17 protein-coding genes are annotated in these 19,902 nt (G+C 48.8%); 13 read left to right on the top strand and 4 right to left on the bottom strand.

What is annotated here, in order from left to right:
- The first annotated feature begins 7 nt into the window (after positions 1-7).
- Entirely contained in the window at positions 8-1,342 is a 1,335-nt protein-coding gene (locus tag H6F88_RS19925; RefSeq protein ID WP_242050615.1) for an FAD-binding oxidoreductase, read from the top strand.
- Positions 1,343-1,358: 16 nt separating this feature from the next.
- Positions 1,359-2,735, top strand: coding sequence for a heterodisulfide reductase-related iron-sulfur binding cluster (locus H6F88_RS19920; RefSeq protein WP_190644475.1), 1,377 nt, complete (start codon positions 1,359-1,361; stop codon positions 2,733-2,735).
- A 185-nt stretch (positions 2,736-2,920) separates the two neighbouring features.
- Here H6F88_RS19920 and rsmI read toward each other — a convergent pair whose 3' ends face one another.
- Complete coding sequence (gene rsmI, locus H6F88_RS19915) at positions 2,921-3,769, bottom strand: 16S rRNA (cytidine(1402)-2'-O)-methyltransferase (RefSeq protein WP_190644474.1); 849 nt, start codon at positions 3,767-3,769, stop codon at positions 2,921-2,923.
- A gap of 431 nt (positions 3,770-4,200) precedes the next feature.
- Here rsmI and H6F88_RS19910 point away from each other — a divergent pair, with 431 nt between their 5' ends.
- The 7 genes from H6F88_RS19910 (at position 4,201) to H6F88_RS19880 (ending at position 11,582) form a co-directional block, all read left to right on the top strand.
- Complete coding sequence (locus tag H6F88_RS19910; protein ID WP_190644473.1) at positions 4,201-4,887, top strand: sugar transferase; 687 nt, start codon at positions 4,201-4,203, stop codon at positions 4,885-4,887.
- A gap of 355 nt (positions 4,888-5,242) precedes the next feature.
- A complete protein-coding gene (locus H6F88_RS19905; protein ID WP_190644521.1) occupies positions 5,243-6,325 on the top strand; it encodes a hemolysin family protein in 1,083 nt (360 codons plus the stop codon).
- Positions 6,326-6,786: 461 nt separating this feature from the next.
- Complete coding sequence (locus H6F88_RS19900) at positions 6,787-7,770, top strand: hypothetical protein (RefSeq protein ID WP_190644472.1); 984 nt, start codon at positions 6,787-6,789, stop codon at positions 7,768-7,770.
- 149 nt (positions 7,771-7,919) lie between these two features.
- Complete coding sequence (locus H6F88_RS19895) at positions 7,920-9,068, top strand: hypothetical protein (protein WP_190644471.1); 1,149 nt, start codon at positions 7,920-7,922, stop codon at positions 9,066-9,068.
- 26 nt (positions 9,069-9,094) lie between these two features.
- Positions 9,095-9,481 (top strand): VOC family protein, encoded by a 387-nt coding sequence (locus H6F88_RS19890; RefSeq protein WP_190644470.1) that lies wholly within the window; start codon positions 9,095-9,097, stop codon positions 9,479-9,481.
- A gap of 27 nt (positions 9,482-9,508) precedes the next feature.
- On the top strand, positions 9,509-10,555 hold the full coding sequence (locus tag H6F88_RS19885) for a dipeptide epimerase (protein ID WP_190644469.1): 1,047 nt from the start codon (positions 9,509-9,511) through the stop codon (positions 10,553-10,555).
- Positions 10,556-10,574: 19 nt separating this feature from the next.
- Positions 10,575-11,582 (top strand): DUF1611 domain-containing protein, encoded by a 1,008-nt coding sequence (locus H6F88_RS19880; RefSeq protein WP_190644520.1) that lies wholly within the window; start codon positions 10,575-10,577, stop codon positions 11,580-11,582.
- A 154-nt stretch (positions 11,583-11,736) separates the two neighbouring features.
- Here H6F88_RS19880 and H6F88_RS19875 read toward each other — a convergent pair whose 3' ends face one another.
- The gene (locus H6F88_RS19875) at positions 11,737-12,363 is read right to left on the bottom strand and encodes a fasciclin domain-containing protein (protein WP_190644468.1); all 627 of its coding nucleotides are present in this window, start codon (positions 12,361-12,363) and stop codon (positions 11,737-11,739) included.
- 298 nt (positions 12,364-12,661) lie between these two features.
- Between H6F88_RS19875 and H6F88_RS19870 the strand changes: the two genes are divergently transcribed.
- Positions 12,662-13,957: a damage-control phosphatase ARMT1 family protein gene (locus H6F88_RS19870; protein ID WP_190644467.1), complete on the top strand. Its 1,296-nt coding sequence runs from the start codon at positions 12,662-12,664 to the stop codon at positions 13,955-13,957.
- Here H6F88_RS19870 and H6F88_RS19865 read toward each other — a convergent pair.
- Positions 13,917-14,753 carry a cyanophycinase gene (locus H6F88_RS19865; RefSeq protein ID WP_190644466.1) on the bottom strand — a complete coding sequence of 279 codons (837 nt, stop codon included), beginning with the start codon at positions 14,751-14,753 and terminating at the stop codon, positions 13,917-13,919. The genes H6F88_RS19870 and H6F88_RS19865 overlap by 41 nt on opposite strands.
- A gap of 304 nt (positions 14,754-15,057) precedes the next feature.
- Between H6F88_RS19865 and malQ the strand changes: the two genes are divergently transcribed.
- Positions 15,058-16,569 (top strand): 4-alpha-glucanotransferase, encoded by a 1,512-nt coding sequence (gene malQ, locus H6F88_RS19860; RefSeq protein WP_190644465.1) that lies wholly within the window; start codon positions 15,058-15,060, stop codon positions 16,567-16,569.
- A gap of 202 nt (positions 16,570-16,771) precedes the next feature.
- Here malQ and H6F88_RS19855 read toward each other — a convergent pair whose 3' ends face one another.
- Complete coding sequence (locus tag H6F88_RS19855; RefSeq protein WP_190644464.1) at positions 16,772-17,380, bottom strand: HdeD family acid-resistance protein; 609 nt, start codon at positions 17,378-17,380, stop codon at positions 16,772-16,774.
- A 246-nt stretch (positions 17,381-17,626) separates the two neighbouring features.
- On the opposite strand from H6F88_RS19855, the gene H6F88_RS19850 reads away from it, so the two are divergent.
- Positions 17,627-18,610: a protochlorophyllide reductase gene (locus tag H6F88_RS19850; RefSeq protein WP_190644463.1), complete on the top strand. Its 984-nt coding sequence runs from the start codon at positions 17,627-17,629 to the stop codon at positions 18,608-18,610.
- A 92-nt stretch (positions 18,611-18,702) separates the two neighbouring features.
- The gene (locus H6F88_RS19845; protein ID WP_190644462.1) at positions 18,703-19,896 is read left to right on the top strand and encodes an NAD(P)/FAD-dependent oxidoreductase; all 1,194 of its coding nucleotides are present in this window, start codon (positions 18,703-18,705) and stop codon (positions 19,894-19,896) included.
- The last annotated feature ends 6 nt before the right edge of the window (positions 19,897-19,902 follow it).

The raw sequence follows: 19,902 nt of genomic DNA, 5'->3' as shown, positions 1-19,902 counted from the left end.
TTGTAATTTGGCTGCACGAATGAGTGCGATCGCCTCTCAGTTTGAGAAAATTGTCGGCTCCGTTGGGGTTTCTACTTGGGAAAGCTTGAACTCCGAGCAGCAGGTTCAAATTAGCGCAGCTCTGGTTCCTGGTACTCAAATCGACTGTGTGATTTATCCTGCAACTCCAGCAGAGCTAGCAGAAGTGATGACCTGCGCCAGTCAAAATCGCTGGCGTGTTTTGCCCTGCGGCTCTAGCAGCAAATTGCACTGGGGCGGCTTGGCAGAAGGCGTTCAGATAGTGGTAAGTACAGCGAAACTGAACCGTTTGATCGATCATGCGGTAGGGGATCTCACTGTTACAGCGGAAGCGGGAATGCGGTTTGCAGAGCTTCAGGCGACGCTGGCAAAGGTAGGGCAATTTTTGGCGATCGCCCCCACCTATTCCGATCGGGCGACCTTGGGAGGAATTGTTGCCACTGCCGACACGGGTGCCTTGCGCCAACGCTATGGTGGCATTCGAGATATGCTGATCGGGCTTTCCTTTGTGCGATCGGATGGGCAAATTGCCAAGGCAGGTGGGCGAGTTGTGAAAAACGTCGCAGGCTATGACCTGATGAAGCTGTTCACCGGGTCTTACGGGACCTTGGGAATCATCGATCAGGTAACGTTTCGGGTATATCCGCTGTCAACTGCCTCTCAAACGGTCATCTTTACAGGAACGCCAGATGCGATCGCCCAGGCAACTAAAACTCTGTTAGCTTCAGCCCTAACTCCGACAGCGATCGAGCTACTTTCTGACAGTACTGTTGCTCAGCTACAGCTAGGGCAGGGCATGAGTTTGGTCAGCCGCTTTCAAGGAATTGCGGTCAGCGTCGAACAGCAAGCCGCCAAACTTCTAGAAGTGGGTCAAGCGCTAGACTTAAAGGGCGAAGACTTGACCGATGATGATGAGTCCAATTTATGGCACAGATTATCAGAAAGATTTGAAGACACTGCTGCCGCACCCGTGATTATTTGCAAGATAGGAGTATTGCCCGCTAACGCAGTCGCAACTTTAGCAAAAGTGAGTGAAATCAGGCAGAGTGAAATGACCGAGGCGATCGCCACGATTCATGCAAGTAGCGGCTTAGGCAAACTTAAAATGAGTGGGGACGCGACTCCTGAAACGCTGCTCAAAATTCGCCAACTTTGTGAATCTCAGGGTGGTTTTCTCACGGTGCTATCGGCTCCACAATCGCTCAAACAGCAGTTTGATGTTTGGGGCTATTCAGGCAATGCGTTGGAGTGGATGCAGAAATTAAAACAACAGTTTGATCCACAAGATTTGCTCAGTCCCCATCGTTTTATCCGCAACATTTGAGGGGTGCGATCGCCAAATGAACACTTCAGACACAACCAAACCTGCTGATCAATTCAATCAAAACCTGGACAATCAAAACCTGGACTCCTTTCCCAGCTTTGATGCCAAACATCCGCCCGACCAAAAACTGGTTGATGCCTGTGTCCACTGCGGCTTTTGCTTGACGACCTGTCCCAGCTACCGAGTGATTGGCAAGGAAATGGATTCGCCTAGAGGTCGAATCTATTTAATGAATGCGATTAATCATCACGAAGCACCGCTGTCCACCGCGACTTCACAACACTTTGACTCTTGTTTAGGCTGTCTCGCCTGCACCACAGCCTGTCCATCCGGAGTGCAGTATGACCAGTTGATTGCTGCGACTCGTCCCCAAGTTGAGCGGAATGTGCCCCGGTCGTTGGGCGATCGCCTCTTCCGCCAACTCATCTTTTCCCTCTTCCCCTACCCTAATCGCCTGCGGTGGTTGCTGGTGCCGCTATTTGTTTACCAGAAGCTAGGACTGCCAAAGCTAGTGCGTTCTACCGGATTGCTCCAGCGGTTCTTGCCACGACTCGCTGCAATGGAATCTTTGTTGCCCAAAGTCACTGCTGAATCCTTTCAAGACACATTACCGACTGTAATTCCAGCGCAGGGAGAGCAGCGCTATCGAGTGGGAATGATTTTGGGTTGTGTACAGCGATTATTCTTCTCAGAAGTGAATGAAGCGACAGCCAGAGTCCTCAGCGCTAATGGCTGTGAGGTGGTCATTCCCAAATCTCAGGGCTGCTGTGCAGCACTGCCTCAACACCAAGGACAGGAAGAACAGGCACAGGCGATCGCCCGCCAGATGATCGACAGCTTTGAAGGCACAGACGTAGACGCAATCATTATTAATGCCGCAGGCTGCGGACATACGCTGAAGGAATACGGTCACATCCTTCAAGATGACCCTGACTACCGTGAGAAGGCGCATGAATTTGCCAGCAAAGTGAAGGATGTTCAGGAGTTTTTGGGAGCGATCGGACTCACTGCCAAACTCTCTTCCCTCACTGACGCACCTTTAACGCTTGTTTATCAGGATGCTTGCCACCTGCTGCACGGGCAAAAGATCAGCCTGCAACCGCGTCAGCTTCTGCGTCAAATCCCGAATGTGCAGCTTCGAGAACCGATGGATGCGGCTCTTTGCTGCGGCAGTGCAGGCGTTTACAACATGCTGCAACCCGAAGTTGCAGACGAGTTAGGGCAGCAGAAGGTACAGAATTTACTCAACACAGGCGCGACGCTGATTGCTTCCTCTAATCCTGGCTGCTCATTGCAAATTCAGAAGCACCTCCAGCTTCAAGGCAAAACCGTGCCATTGATGCATCCAATTCGCCTGCTAGATTACTCGATTCGTGGCGTGAAACTAAACTGATACCGATTTAAATAGATTTCACGACACATCAACTCCTTGTAAGGGCGAATGGCCATTCGCCCCTACGGGCATCTGCATCCTTTTCCAATCAAGTTGGTATGAGATTTTGCACCAGCAGCAAAAGGCGTTGCACTAGAGCCTTAAGATCTCGTTCTCATGTAGAGCCTGGAAACGAATTTGGTCAATCACTCTGGGTTAGCTGCATCTGGAATTGCCAAAGCTAACTGATAGATTTGACGACGCGACAGCGATGTTTTTTGGGCAAGCTGGCGACTGGCTTGCGATCGCGACAATCCCTGACTCAACAAGTGCTGCAATTCTGCTCTCAGCGCTGACTCTGACAACAGTGGCTCTGCCAGTTCGTTTCCGGCGATCACCAGGGTGAATTCCCCTTGAGGTTCTCGATCGCTGTAATGGGCGATCGCCTCCTCTAAACTGCCGCGCCACACTTCCTCATGCAGTTTGGTCAATTCCCGTCCCAGAGCGATCGCTCGGTCGGTTCCCAACACATCTGCCAGATCCTTCAGGGTTTGCCGCAAGCGATGGGGAGATTCGTACAGAATCAGCGTTCTAGCCTCGGTCTGCAAAGCTTCCAGGCGATCGCGTCGTTCCTGTCCTTTGGCGGGCAAAAAGCCTTCAAAAATAAAGCGATCGGTCGCTAAACCCGACACGCTAAGCGCTGTCACGCCTGCACTGGCTCCCGGAATAGGCACCACTACAATTCCCTCATCGGCACAGGCTTTTACCAGTTCGTATCCGGGGTCGGAAATTCCTGGCATTCCGGCATCGGTCACGAGGGCGATCGCCTTGCCCTGACGCAGCCGCTCTAGCAGTTCGGGCAAACGGCTGTGGCGATTGTGGTCGTGATAGCTGACCTGCGGGGTAGAAATTTGAAAATGCTGGAGCAGTTTTCCGGTGTGGCGAGTATCTTCGGCGGCGATCGCATCCACCGTTTGCAAAATCCGCACTGCCCGGAAGGTCATATCTTCCAGGTTGCCGATCGGGGTTCCTACTACATACAGAGTGCCATGCATGTAGGCATCGTAGCTCAGAGTGAGAATGAGAAACGCTGAAAACTGCTTAATCTCTCAGTATTTCTAGCGATCTGACGCTTGCTAAAAGCTAAAATCGCGAATCTCTGTTCTCAAAACTTGTAAAAGTACCTGTTTAAGTAAAGTTTTATTTACTGAGAAGATACTGATTTCGCTGAGCCTTTTTGTTGCCTTGTTGAAGCTTTCAACAAGGCAAAGCTCCGCTGCGCGGTTTTAAAGATTTGCTAACCATACTGTTTATACGTGGAACTTGGCTGAACGGTTTTAAAAATTTGAAAATTCTTTTCCTTACATTGCTTAAAAAATAGCTTCATCAGAGTGCCGCTGACCTTAAAACCCTTTGTCAGTCTCCACAATTGCTTGCGTTCTTGGCTCTTCTTTAATTCACATTTACCTGTAAACCACTCCAAATCATGGTCACTACCAGTTCTGAATTCGCCGCTGTTTCTGCATCTGTTCGTTCTCAGGTTTATTCAAGAGGTTCGACCAACATCCATCCTTCGGTCAACAGCAAAGTGAAGCGATGTATCGATATTTTAGGAGCAACGATAGGGCTGATTCTGACTGCACTCGTGGTTGTGCCCATTGCGATCGCCATCCAGATTGACAGCCCAGGACCCGTTTTCTACAGCCAAACTCGCTGTGGGCATCGTGGTCGCTACTTCAAAATTTGGAAATTTCGCTCAATGGTCGTGAATGCTGAAGCACTCAAACAGCAGGTCACAAATCAGGCAAACGGTCACGTCTTTAAGAATGACAACGATCCTCGGATTACAAGAGTGGGTCAATTTCTGCGACGTACTAGTCTGGATGAACTGCCGCAGTTTTGGAATGTGCTACAGGGCGACATGAGCCTAGTGGGCACTCGTCCGCCTACAGTAAACGAAGTTAAACAGTACAGCAAGCATCACTGGAGACGGCTCGAAGTTAAGCCTGGTATTACGGGCGAATGGCAGGTCAATGGTCGCTCTCAAATCATCGACTTTGAAGCTATTGTGCAGCTTGACCTGAGATATCTTCATCGCTGGTCAGTAATGTATGACCTTTTTTTGATTGGCAAGACGATTTGGGTGGTTTTGTCGAAACAGGGAGCCTGTTAAATCCTTAGAAGAATCACAATCAATAGACCTTTTGCGTGAATGGTAGCGCGGCTCCGCCGCGCTACCATTCACGCTTTAAAAAGCGATTCATAGAGGTTTATTTAAATGACCTAAATTTTGATTTAGCTGTAGCTTAGTTCAAGCGTATTCGGTTCAAGGGTAGAATCCTCAAAAGTTGAGGGGGGTTATCATCTCAAGATGGACTCTCTCAACTTTCTTGCGTCTTCTTATACCTACTCACAATCTGGTAGCTTTATCGGCTCCACTCTTCCTCGTGATTTCCCTATTTCCCCCACTGCAATTGTTGGCGATCGCCCCTGCCTGGTTCTCCTACGCCTTTCTAACTCATCCGCTCATGGGTCAGGTTCAGCCGTTTTTAGGAGATGTTCGACTTGATTTGGCAGCTCTGGTTGTGATGCTGGCCCTTTCTGCCTGCTTTTCTGGGTCAGAAACCGCTATTACGGCCCTGGACAATCTGAAACTGAGAGCACTGATCAAAGAACAGGGTGATCCCGGTGGAATGTTTACCCTGGTGCTAGAAAATCGGGCTCGGTTCATCACCACACTCCTGATCGGCAACAATCTGGTTAATAATACTTCGGCTATTCTTACCAGTAATCTTTTCACGATCTGGTTTGGCAATGCAGCAGTGGGGATCGCTACAGGTGTAATCACGCTGCTAGTCCTGATATTTGGCGAGATTACGCCCAAGTCGCTGGCAATCAACAACGTCATGCCGATTTTTAGGGTGGTGGTACGCCCAATCTATTGGCTGTCTAGAGTGCTGTCATTTTTTGGCATTGCTCAGTTTTTGGAGGCGATCGCCCAATTCGCCATCCGCACTTTTCAGGGCCATGTGGTGCAGCAAGGAGAATCGATCAAAGACCTGCAGCTGATGATCGAAATTCTGGGCGGTAAGGGACAGCTTGACCTCGATCGCCATCAGTTGCTCAACAAGGCACTCATGCTCGATCGTGTGGTAGCGCGCGACGTGGTCAAACCTCGAATTGACATGCAAACGATTTCCCACGAAGCAACGCTACGCGAACTCGTAGATTTTTGCTTAAAAACAGGATACTCTCGCATCCCGGTTCAAGAGGAGTCAAAAGACCAAATTGTGGGCATCGTTCATCTAAAGCGAGCCCTGCAAGAATTAGACTCGGTTTGCCAAACTGACCAAACCGATGCGCCCGTAACGCAAGCAATGGATGCACCTATCTATATCCCCGAGCTAAAGCGGGTAGCTGACCTGCTCAAGGACATGCTGCAACAGCAGTTTCACATTGCGATCGTGGTAGATGAATATGGCGGCACCGTTGGACTCGTTACCCTGGAGGACATCCTAGAGGAGCTAGTTGGTGAAATCTATGACGAAAGTGACTTTCCTTCTCGGATTCGATGGCAGCGCAGCGTACCTACGGCTCGCCGATTAAGTTGAGCGTTTGCTAAACATGGCGTACAGCTAGAAACCTGCTTTGAACCAGTCAAGAGTCCTGCGTTACAATCAACAGCGCTAATTGTCGAGGAACGCTGTAAAATTGCGAAATCTGTTAAAGGGCAGTTTGCGAACCGCTCCTACCAGAGGGATGGATAGTTATAATCCATCCCTCTGTTCAACGACATCTAAATTCAGCAGAATCAAGCATGGAATAAGAGGCAGTATGAACCAATAAGCAAGCCCGATCTCTAGTAAAGCAACCAGTCAGGGTGATTTTTACCAAACCCTCTCAGCGTGACAAAGTGTAGGGACATCATGTGCGCTTCTAATTGACTGCTGTTGTCGTGTGTTGTCGCCCAGCAATTTAGTGAGATTCTCTGTAAGACTTTCCGCAGAAAGATTTATAGTGATCGCATCAATTGCTCAACCGTCCCAGCTTTGCATTCTGTAGGAGCGGTACCTTGAACAAAAAGACTTCTAATGATTCCTCTCTGTCCGTCCAAGTGATTGTCCTGTCCTTAACCGCTTGGGCAATTATTGCGCTCCTATTTTTTCTCTTATTTAGTGTGCCTTTACCCGGGCAAGGGCGACCGAGCTGGTACGGAGTGACGACTTACGTGCTTGAGGATGTGGCTTTTTTGGGAGCTGCCATCCTCTGTTTTCGGAACTGGCGCAGTAGCTTGATCGTCAGTGGTAGAACTGTTTGGTTGGCGATCGGTTTGGGAATGTTGTCTTACTTTATCGCTAACTTGCTGTTGGCTCAGTGGGAGTTGGGCTGGGGGCAATCACCCGACCTTTCCCCTGGAGACTTCTTTTTTATCCTGACTTATTTCTTCTTGGGCTGGGGAATGCTGCTGGCGGTTATCTCCAGGCGGCTGAATCTAGCTCTGTGGCAGTGGGCTACGGTTTTAGGAATTGCGATCGCAGGGATTTTGCTTGCCTATCTGCTGCTTTCCGCACCAGAAGAAACTGAACTTCCGGCTGCTCCTACCGGGATTGAACAAACTGCTCCTGCTAATCCCGGTGCTCCACCAGATGCAGCCCCAGCGCTGCCAGAGGGCTCCACCGAAGCCGATGCCCTAGAAGCAAATACCGCCCCAGGCTGGGTTACGAGTTTAGCGGCTGACCTGGAACCCCTGGGAGATATCGTTACTCTGCTCTACATCATTGGTGACATTATTCTGGTGGTGATGGCAACAACCCTGCTGTTAGCATTTTGGGGAGGACGATTCTCCCTATCTTGGCGGTTTATTGCCGCTGCCGCTTTCTCACTCTATCTGGCAGACATCTGGTTCTTCTATGCCACTACCTATGTTGAGGATTACGAAACTGGAGCTTTGCCAGAGGTATTCTTCATCTTTAGCGCGGTTCTGTTTGGCATTGGTGCAGCCTTAGAGTACGATCTGTCAACCCGTTCTCGCCGAGGAGGAAGGAGGAGAGCGTAGGATAAGGGATGAAAGAACTCCCTATAATCCTGATGAATTGGCAGAATGGTAGTAGTGGTAGTGATAAAAAGCAAAAATATAATTTGCTTCTCTACAGAAACGGTCTAATAGCTGACAGTCCGATCGCTGGCTGAGGAAAGATTTGCGGCATGGCTCCCCAAAAATTGTCTGATTCTGATAAACAAACGATTCTCACGTTGTATCGCCACCCAGAGGAGACGACCTCAACTCTGGCCAGTCGCTATGGCGTGAGCAATACCACCATTAGCCGCATCCTGAAGCAAGGCTTGTCGGAACAGGAGTATGAAACCCTGGTGCAGCAAAAGCGAGGTGGATTGTCTACCCGGTTTCTCAATTTTGCACCTGAGTCTTCTGAACCACCTGAAGTAGAATCTAAGCCGATTCAGCCACTTGAACAACCTTCTCAACCTGAACTCTTTGAATCATCTCCCCAACCTGAATTCTTTGAACAACCTTCTCAACCTGAACCCTTTGAACAACCTTCTCAACCAGAGCCATTGGTCTCTCAGTTAGCCGAAGCGAAGCCAAAACCTCAACTACGGGAGATTCCAGCTCCTCAACGGCGTGAGCGGAAACGCACGGCGATCGCCGAAGCAAATGAGACAACATTTGCGGCTCCGTTGACCAAAACGATAGAGGTAGATAGCGTTGAAGCAAAAATCGCAGAGGTGGCTGACAAAAACTTGTCTTCTGCGACGCAGATTCCACTGCTAGAGTTTTCAGCGGCAATGGAAGACCAAATTGCAAAGCCGCAGTCGGACCAAAACTATGGTTTAGAAGCAACTCCTCGTGTTGCAGAGACGCTAGCAGAAGATCTGTTGAATGAGGGAGAGGACTTTGAAGAACTGGATGATGATGAAGAAGATTTAGAAGACCTGGATGACGACCTGGATGATGACGAGGATGACTCGTATGGAGCAGGCGGAGATTCGCAAGATTTCACCGCTGTACATATTCAGTCAAAGGAACGGGTAAGCGTTTTGCCGTTGTCTGAAGCTCCGATTCCTAAGATCTTTTATCTGGTCGTTGATCGCGCCTCCGAGTTGATTACTCGCCCACTCAGAGATTTTGCCGACCTGGGGCAAATTCCTGATGAGGAAATTCAGGCAAGAACGCTGCCAATTTTTGACAACCATCGAGTTGCACGACGGTTTTCTCGCCGAATGCAGCGAGTCGTCAAGGTTCCCGATGGGCGAATGCTACACAAAGTTGGACCTTATTTGCAGGCAAAGGGGATCACGCGTTTGCTAATCGATGGGCAGGTTTACTCGATTTAACTTGCAGATTTAACTTGCAGAACACGGTGAAAATCGAGCGGCTGGATCATCTGGTCTTGACGGTGGCTGATTTACAAGCGACCTGTGATTTTTACGCGCGGGTTCTAGGAATGGTGGTGGTGTTCGGCAATTGCCGCTATGCCCTGCACTTTGGGCAGCAAAAGATCAACCTGCACCAAGTTGGCAAAGAGTTTGAGCCAAAATCTGCCCAGCCTACTCCTGGCTCTGCTGACCTTTGTTTGATTACAACTACACCTTTAACTGAGGTGATGACTCATCTGCAATCTTGCGGAGTAGAAATTGAGCAGGGAATTGTGCCAAGAACTGGAGCAATGGGGGCGATCGCCTCCCTCTACATCCGTGATCCCGATGGCAATCTGTTAGAAATTTCCAATTACCTCCAAGTCTCGTAAGATTGGAGCAACGCTTGCGGATGCATCATGCAGATTCGGGTTGAGACATTTACGGTTCACAAGCGATTTGCCCTGACCATTAGTCGCGGCACGTCGGCAGAAAGTACAAACGTCTGGCTGATTCTAGAACACGACGGAATTGAAGGCTGGGGAGAAGCTTCACCTTTTTCGGTAGGTCGTCCTCAGCCCACCGAAGAGCTTGTTCTTCAGCTTCAGCAAATTGCGCCTCAATTAAAGTCGCTGACTCCCTTTGACCAGCAGCGGATTGAGCAAATTTTGACAGATGCCAATCTACCCTCTGCTGCCCAGACTGCACTTGATCTGGCATTGCATGACTGGCGCGGCAAGTATCTGGGGCTGCCGCTGTGGAAACTGTGGGGATTGGAGCGCGATCGCATCGTGCCCACCTCTGCCACCATTGGTATCAGTTCTCCTGAAGCGGCTCAGCAACGGTTGCTGCATTGGTTACAGCTTGCTCCCTTTCAAGCCGTTAAGGTGAAACTGGGTAGCCCTAGTGGGATCATGGCAGACCAGGAAATGTTTAAAGCGGTGCAACAAGAAGTGCCCAAAGGGGCAAAAGTCAGTATTGACGCAAATGGCGGGTGGAACCTGGCAGATTCTATTTCTATGAGCCACTGGCTAGCGGAACAAGGTGTCACCTACATTGAGCAGCCACTCGATAAAGGGCAGGAGTCAGATTTACTGGAACTGTATCGTCAGTCGCCCTTGCCCATTTTCGTAGATGAAAGCTGTTTTGATAGTCGCGACATTCCCAAACTGGCAGATCGTGTTCATGGCATCAACATTAAGCTAATGAAATCGGGCGGCTTGAGTGAGGCACTCCGGATGATTCACACTGCCAAAGCCTGTGGCTTGCAAATTATGTTTGGCTGCTACTCTGACAGCGCTTTAGCCAATACCGCAGCGGCCCATCTGGCTCCTTTTGCAGATCATTTAGACTTGGATAGTCATCTCAATCTAATTGATGATCCGTTTGTTGGGGCCTCTTTGGAAAATGGCTGTCTAGTGCCAAACGACTTACCGGGATTGGGGGTGCAACGTGTTCACGGCTAGCGATCGCATTGCCCTGTTGATGCACGAAGGGCTGCAAGGGGCAAAAGGAAAAACGGGCATTTCTCTACTGCGTTATAGCGATCTGTCGATTGTGGCAGTTGTGGATGAGCAATCTCCAGGGCGATCGCTTTCAGAGCTGATTGGAATTTCGCGTCCGGTGCCCATTGTTGCATCAGTAGCAGAGTCACTCGCCTATCAGCCTACCGTGTTAATGATTGGGATCGCTCCCTCTGGCGGGGCGCTGCCCGAAGCCTGGTGGCAGGAAGTAAAACAAGCTGTTGCTGCGGGTTTGTCAGTTGTGAATGGACTGCATACACCCCTGGCAACTGATCCCCAACTTAGCAGCCTGCTAAAACCCGGTCAGTTGATTTGGGATGTGCGCCGAGAGCCACAAGGTTTAACAGTAGGCAGTGGTCAGGCGCGATCGCTTCCCTGTCTACGAGTTCTGACCGTTGGCACCGATATGAGCGTCGGCAAAATGTCTACCAGTTTAGAGCTAAATCGAGCTGCACAAGAGCGAGGCTTACAGTCCCGATTTTTAGCAACAGGGCAGACAGGGCTAATGCTGGGTCATGACGGCATTCCTTTAGACGCAATCAGAATTGATTTTGCCTCTGGCGCAGTCGAGCAAATCATGATGCGCTATGGATATGACTACGACATTCTGTTTGTCGAAGGGCAAGGATCGCTGATGAATCCAGCCTCTACTGCTACTCTTCCTCTGATGCGGGGCAGTCAACCTACTCACCTAGTACTGGTGCATCGGGCGGGACAAACTCACGTTCAGCAATTCGCAGATGTTCCCATCCCACCCTTACCCAAAGTTATTCAGGTGTACGAAACGGTTGCCTCTGCTGGCGGAGCATTTGCTGATGTGAAAGTGGTGGCGATCGCCCTTAACACCTTTCACCTGAGCGAAGAAGAAGCACAGGAAGCGATCGAACATGCCCAGCTAGAAACAGGGCTGCCTTGCACCGACGTGATTCGCTTCAACGCAGAACCCATTCTAGATGCAATTCTCAAGTGACCAATACTGCACTCACGACAAAACGAGAATATGTAAAACGAGGATATGGCTGGCATATCCTCGTTCAAGCTTAGTCTAGACAGGTGAAGCGGTATTAAACTCTAAAACTTAACTCGATCAGGAAAAGAGTCCTGAAGCTGAACAAGTCAGTTCTCTACAACTCGGCTCCGGGCGGTAGAATGACCTGATCGACAGCGTGAATTACCCCGTTGCTAGCCTGAATATCAGGCTCGATCACCGTTGCATTGTTGACCATGACTCCGCCAGCGGCTTCATCAACCTCAACGGTAACAGGTGTGCCCTCAACTGTTTCCACTTCTCCGGCTGCGATTTCGCTAGCAGGAAGCTCTTCTGGCACGACATGGTATGTCAAAACTTGAGCTAGGACGTCCTTATTTTCAGGAAGTAGAAGCTGATCCAGTGTGCCTTCGGGTAGTGCTTCAAAGGCTTCGTTGGTAGGTGCAAAAACAGTGTAAGGGCCCTCGCCTGAAAGCGTTTCAGTCAGTCCTGCGGCTTCAATGGCAGTCGCTAGGGTGCTAAAAGATTCATCAGACGCCGCTAGATCTGCAACCGTTTCTCCTTCACCAGCAGTTGCGCCCTCAGCAGTAGGGTCTTCGACAGCAGGGTCTTCAGTTGCAGGAACCTCTGTTGTGGTTGCAGGAACCTCAGTTGACTCGACCTCGGCAGTATCGGTGGGTTGGTTGCAGGCGGACAGAACGAGCGCACTGCTTAACCCAACTAGACCTAAAACCAAACGCTTAGAAATTTGGTTGCGAATCATAAATACCTCTTCAATTGTCACAGTAGTCTTGATGACCTTTACAGAACTTAAAGGATGTTCTCAAGCAATTCCCTCAGCCCCTAGATAGATGTTGTCTAGAATACAAAAAAGAAATTTATTGATTTGATTGGTTGAATGCTTCAACCGTAGGGGGTTGTGAGAAATGTCTTTACAGACAAAAGCAACAAACACACGCTGTGGCTGCATCCGGCAATCTCAAAAAGTGAAGTATTCTTAGTTTGCTAATGGATCTAAGCGATCGCCCCAATAATTCCAACGCTGCACCTTAACTTTTGCCATGCCTCCATTTCAGCATCCTCGATTAGCTGTGCCGCCGCCGCTGATGATGTCCGAGTCGGGGTCTTTTGCTCATCTGACCCTAACTCAGCGGTGGCCCGCGATCGCCCAACGCACAATCGATGAAAATGATTTCCCAACAGACATTGTTATCGCTCTGGAAACCCTTTTGCAGGAGCTATTTGAGGGCAAAGTACGACTGCTTGAAGATGAAAATGCCCCCGATTTAGCGGAGTGGTCAACCTATCTGCATCCTTACCTCAATTGTTCCTGGATAGAGGTGCCCTGGTTCTTTGCCGAGGTTTATTTCTACCGTCGTCTTTTAGAAGCAACGCAGTACTTCCAACCTGGAGCATGGCAAGGTTTTGATCCTTTTCACACCCAAAAACATGCCAGCTTAACCACATCTCTAGAAAAAGTTCGTGCAGTAAGTTCTCAAATTAACTCATTACATCAGTCACAAATTGTTCAGAGCAAAGAGGATGTGACGTGGGGTACAAACCTTGTTGTGCTACTTCATAACGCACTCTGGGGAAATCAAGCTGATTTAAGCTTAAAGCCTACTGTTGATTTGATTTTTGAAAGTGATGTTGAAACTGAATTTAAGCAGGCTCAAAAAACTCACGTTTTGGTAGACGATACGGATAGACTGTTGGATTGGTTCGGGAAGCAAGGGAAAGGGGAAGAGAGATGGCGATTGCACCCCCGAATTGATTTAGTCGCAGATAATGCAGGCTTTGAGTTAATTTGTGACCTTTTCCTGATTGATCTATTGCTAACTCAACCTTCTCCCTTTACTGTTTATCTGCATCTTAAGATTCATCCTGCGTTTGTCTCAGATGCCACCATTGCAGACGTTCATCATACCCTGACTGTTTTATCCAACGATAGGGACACGAGTGTCCAGAGTTTGGCAGAAAGGCTCAGGAGTTATTTGGCGATCGGACGACTACAACTCCTAGCAGATCCTTACTGGGTTTCACCTTTAGAGCTCTGGAAACTACCCCAAACACTGCATCATGAGTTGTCTCAGAGTAATTTAGTCATCCTCAAAGGTGATGCTAACTATCGCCGCTTACTAGGAGATCGGCACTGGTCATTTACGACCCGATTTGAAGAGATCGTATGCTACTTTCCCTCTCCTCTATTAGCATTACGAACCCTCAAATCGGAAGTCGTAGCAGGCTTACAGTCTGAACAAGTAGGGTTACTCAGTCAAATAGACCCAAGCTGGTTAACCAATGGAGAATGGGGAGTTATGCAGTTTGCTGACCTACCAGGTTTGGGGTTGCAATGACGGGTTGGCGAGTCCTCCAGTTAAACCGATAGCCGTGAGGCAGGATGTGGAGCTTAACACCACAAACCGCCAGAGGCTCATCTTTGAGTAATCCTTCCAGATTGTTGTGAGTGGTACCTGACTCATCTACAACTGTGATGGCTCCCTCACCCACAACTTCAAACTCATCACCCGTCACAATTACAGCCGTATTCTCATCAATGCCAATTCCTAACACGGCAGGCTGTTGTACCAAGGCTGAAATTAGTCGTCCTAACCGACCCCGTTGGGCAAAGTGTTGGTCAACCACGATGCCAGGAAGAAAACCCATTCCTGGTCCCATCTCGACTGCATCAACACTAGGGTTTGTTTCGGATTTTCCTTCAACAATCATCATGTCGGGCATCATTGCGGCTCCTGCACTAGTGCCCCCCACAACAATTCCTTCGTTGTAGCGTCTGTGAATCACACTGTCGAGTTTAGTGTCTTTAATCAGGTCAGTAATACGTGCCTGGTCTCCGCCAGTAAAGAATACGCCCGTTGCCTTTTCAGCCTTTTCTAAATTTTCAGAACGGTCTGCGTCTTCCCGATAATCAGTATCAATGACACAAACATCTTCCACTCCCAGACGCTCGAAAATCCGCACGTATTGGGTTCCAACTTCTCCAGGTAGGCTGGTCGCTGCGGTTAAAACTGCAATTCGAGCGTTGACCCCTCCAGCGCATCTTACAAACTCTCGAAGGATAGTGCAGTCTCCTTCTTTATCTTCCGCCCCACCAATGATGACTAACTGTCCCCGACTTTGACTCGGCTCCATACTGTGCCCTACCTTAATTTTTAACTTGGGATTTTTAATCGGTTCTCGATCGTAGCTGCTAAAGTGATTCGGAGAGAGCGATCGCCTTTAATGTACGTTTGAGAAATACCTTAATAAGCGTACTGCTGAAATCGGGTAAATCTGACCTCGCTTGAGATAGAGATTTTGGCGATTTCTGTAACCATTGTTGCAAATTAAGATTGTGATTCTATGAAATTCGAGTTGGAAATCTATCTAACGTCCTATTGAGACTTGTCCTAAATAAGAGATAGTTTTGGACTGATCTGTGTCTTTAGAAATCACCATGAGCTTTCAACGTGCTAGCGGCATTCTACTGCACCCAACCAGTCTACCCAGTCAATTTGGAATTGGTGATTTAGGCAAATCGGCATACGAATTTGTGGATTTCTTAGAGAAGAGTGGGCAAAAGCTGTGGCAAGTTTTGCCATTAGGCCCAACTGGATATGAGCATTCTCCATACACCATGAATTTCAGCGCTTTTGCCGGAAATCCTCTCCTGATCAGCCTGGAAACTTTGGCAGAAGAAGGTTTGCTGAACGCAGATGAACTGTCCCCACTACCCTCTGAGGAAAATGCTGCTCCTCATTTGGTTGATTTCGATCGGGTGATTCCACATAAGTTTAAGTTTCTCAAATTGGCTTACGAACGCTTTCAGAACCTCAGCACGCCGAATCCACAACTCGAACAGTTTTCTCAAGAACAGTCCTATTGGTTAGATGACTATGTGCTGTTCATGTCGTTGCTCGAAGCCAATGAGGGGAAAAGCTGGAATTATTGGGAAGGGGCGATCGCCCGACGAGAACCAGATGCACTCAAAGCAGCCGCAGAACAGTTGCAAGAAAGTATTCAATTCCATCGATTCTTGCAGTTCAAATTCTTTGAGCAGTGGTCAAAACTTCGGGCTTATACCAATCAGAAAAATATTCAAATTGTAGGTGATATTTCTATCTACGTTTGCCACAACAGCTCTGATGTTTGGGCAAGTCCAGAAACATTTAAACTAGATCCACAAACCTTTGAACCTGCTTACATCGCCGGAGTTCCGCCTGACTACTTTAGCGCTACTGGGCAGCTTTGGGGGAACCCCGTATATGACTGGGATCAAATTAAGCAAACCAACTATGCCTGGTGGGTAAAGCGGTTTCAGGCAACGCTGCAATATGTTGATATTGTTAGAGTTGATCACTTCCGAGGGTTTGAAGCCTACTGGCAAGTTCCTGCTGGAGAGGAAACCGCAATCAATGGTGAGTGGATCAAAGGACCGGACGCTGAGTTCTTTGAATCCCTAAGCGACCAGTTAGGCAGTTTGCCGATCATGGCAGAGGATTTAGGAATTATCACACCCGAGGTTGAGGAACTACGCGATCGCTTCCAATTTCCCGGAATGCGAATCCTACAGTTTGCCTTTGGTGAAGATCCTAAAAATCCCTACCTACCGCACCATTACATCAATAACTGTGTGGTTTACACTGGCACTCATGACAACGACACAACTTTAGGTTGGTGGTCAGGAGCCAGTGCTGGAGAAAAGCAATTTGTGGCTCACTATTTAGGCTATACATCTGCCGAAGAGATTAAACAGATCAATTGGGAATTCATCCAGCTAGCACTTGCTTCGGTTGGTGATTTGGCTGTTATTCCACTGCAAGATGTGTTGGGTTTGGATAACCATGCTCGTATGAATGACCCTAGCGTATCCGCAGGTAACTGGCGCTGGCGTTACACCGACTCTAATGTGTTGACTCAAGAATTGAGCGATCGCCTACTCCGTCTCACTCATCTCTATAGCCGATAAATCTTACCTACTCTGAATCCCTCTCCCGCAGTAGAAGAGGGATTTCAATTTTCTCTCATTACTCCCTTCCCGGTTAAAAATTAGGCACTAAAAGATCAGGGATGCCCCCGCGACGCGGAGGGCATCCCTGATCTTTTATTAGGAGAGGAGTAAGCCACTAATCAAATCTGCAAAAGACTAATGACTGTTAACAAAACTATCCTCAAGCCGAAGCAGCTGAGTCAGTTTGATTCATCGTAGAATCAGAACCACGGCCAAACGACAGCATTACCCGCGAAACGCCGCTAAACAAAACGCTTGCACCAACCAGTGTGCCAATTAGCCAAGGAGCGTTAAAGGGCCATTGGAACAAAACTATACCGCCAAATGCCAGCGTTACAATTCCATTCACTAAAGCCCAGGTCCAGTTTTGCTGCGGACGCAGACGAAACGCCAAGATTGTTTCAAACACACCTTCTGTCAGGAAAAAGCTACCCAGTAGCAAAGTCAGAGTAAGGATGCCCGTTCGAGGATAGACGAACAGCATAAGACCAGTCGCTACATAAAGGACTCCCAACAGCAATTTCCAGATGAAACCGCCGCGATCGCGCGTTTGAAACGCATAAACGACCTTAGCAGCCCCTGCAGAAATCAGGATGAAGGCAACCCAAGTCTCAGCAACAAGGGTTGAGAAGATGGGTAGGGCAAGCCCAACAATACCTAGAACAATGAGCAGGACACCCACTAAAGGAGAATTGTTTACCTGTTTATTAATGGTGTTAGTTCCAGCGTTAGTTTCAACGCTAGTTTCAGGAGACACGTTGGATGTCATAGTCGTTTTTTTCCTATCTGTAATAGCTTCTCTGCACAGGTTAGGGAAAAAACTACTTGTCTGGTAGGACCTTAGGGTAGACCTCTTTTCAACCCATAATTAGGGTTTGCTCTACAAAAGGTTACAAATTCTAAGAGTTTAGTTACAAATCAGTAACGACATCTTAATTGATATGAAATTTGTGAGAGCATAATCAGTGCCGATTACTGGTACTTAACCAAGTCTGAACAGAGAGTCTGAAGCGAGATGGATCAACATCAGAAGTCAACAGTCGTAATTACAGGTGCTTCTTCGGGAGTAGGTCTACAGGCGGCAAGAGCACTAGCTCAGCGTGGATGGCACGTAGTAATGGCTTGTCGAAATTTGGAGAAAGCAGAAAAGGCAGCCCAATCTGTAGGAATGTCGAAAGATAGCTACACCCTTCTGCATATTGATTTGGCTTCTTTGGAGAGTGTGCGGCAGTTTGTAACAGACTTTAGGGCAAGCGGCAGATCGTTAGAGGCACTGGTCTGCAACGCGGCGATTTACATGCCCCTGTTGAAAGAGCCATTGCGATCGCCAGAAGGCTACGAGCTAAGCGTTGCCACCAATCACCTTGGGCATTTCCTCCTGTGTAACTTGATGCTTGAGGACTTGAAGAAGTCTCCCGCATCCGACAAGCGTTTAGTCATCCTGGGCACCGTAACTCACAACCCAGATGAACTGGGCGGAAAGATTCCTCCACGCCCCGACCTGGGAGAGTTGCAGGGCTTTGAGCAAGGTTTCAAAGCACCGATTTCCATGATTGACGGCAAGAAATTTGAACCTGTAAAAGCTTACAAAGACAGCAAAGTTTGCAACGTCCTGACGATGCGAGAGCTTCATCGCCGCTTGCACGACTCGACCGGCATTATTTTCAGTTCTCTCTATCCAGGATGTGTGGCGACGACTGCTCTATTCCGCAACCACTACCCACTCTTTCAAAAGATTTTTCCGCTCTTCCAGAAGTACATTACCGGCGGCTTTGTGACTGAAGAACTATCTGGAGAACGGGTTGCAGACGTTGTTGCCAAGCCAGAATACGGTCAGTCTGGAACTTACTGGAGTTGGGGCAATCGTCAGAAAAAAGAAGGCAAATCGTTTGTACAAAAAGTTTCTCCCGAAGCCCGTGATGATGCTAAAGCAGTGCGCCTGTGGGAGCTAAGCGCAAGGCTAGTGGGGTTAGAGGAACCCGCAATGTCTGCTAAGTAGTTGTTGGACGATCGCTATGCTGGCTCCCAACAAAGCGGATTGCCTTGTTATCCTGTAAGTAAAGTTGTCCTGAGTGGATTGACTTCCTTACCATGACCCAACAACCCAAGCGTATTTGCATTCTCGGCGGCGGCTTTGGCGGTCTTTATACCGCGCTGCGGCTGAGCCAACTCCCCTGGAGCAAACTCGAAAAGCCTGAAATCGTGCTGGTTGACCAGCGCGATCGCTTCCTATTCTCGCCTCTGCTCTACGAATTGCTTACAGGTGAACTGCAAACCTGGGAAATTGCTCCTCCTTACACTGAACTGTTAGCAGGCACAGGCGTACATTTCTGTCAGGCAGCGATCGCTGGAATTGATGTGCAGTCAAAGCAAGTACAGCTTCAGGACGGACTAGAACTGTCCTACGATCGCTTAGTTTTGGCGCTTGGCGGCGAAACCCCTCTGGATATCGTGCCAGGGGCAACCGAACACGCGATTCCTTTTCGCACGATCGCCGATGCCTATCGTCTAGAGGAACGACTGCGAACCCTGGAAGCATCTGAGGCAGACAAAATTCGAGTTGCTATCGTCGGCGCAGGCTACAGCGGTGTTGAGTTAGCCTGCAAACTGGTAGATCGGTTAAAAGAACGAGGACGGCTGCGGTTGGTGGAACTAACCGACCAAATCCTTAGAACCTCACCAGAATTTAACCGGGAAGCAGCTCAAAAGGCCCTGGAAGAGCGGGGCGTGTGGATCGACCTGGAAACGAAGGTAGAAGCGTTGGGTGAGAACACGATTTCATTGGAGTACAAAGGGAAGGTCGACACAATCCCAGTTGAAGTGGTGCTATGGACAGTCGGCAACAAGGTTGCAGAGGTTGTGCAAAATCTACCGCTGAAGCATAACTCACGAGGACAGCTTGTAATCACGCCAACTCTTCAGGCGATCGAATATCCCGAAGTTTTTGCACTGGGCGATCTGGCAGAATGCCAGGATGTAGATGGACAGAAAGTTCCAGCGACCGCCCAATCCGCTTTTCAGCAAGCAGAGTATGTGGGTTGGAATATTTGGGCATCGTTAACCAATCGTCCGCTGTTGCCGTTCCGCTATCAGCATCTTGGCGAGATGATGACTTTGGGCACCGATGATGCAACCTTTACTGGCTTGGGAGTAAAGCTAGACGGACAGCTAGCCTACGTTGCGCGTCGTTTAGCATATCTTTACCGAATGCCTACTCTGGATCACCAACTTAAGGTCGGTTTGAACTGGATCGTGCGCCCGTTGCGTGAGATGCTTTCTATCTAGAGTCTT

This window comes from Oculatella sp. FACHB-28, from assembly GCF_014696015.1.
GTDB lineage: Bacteria > Cyanobacteriota > Cyanobacteriia > Elainellales > Elainellaceae > JAAUTN01.
This window is presented reverse-complemented; position numbering and strand designations above follow the sequence as displayed.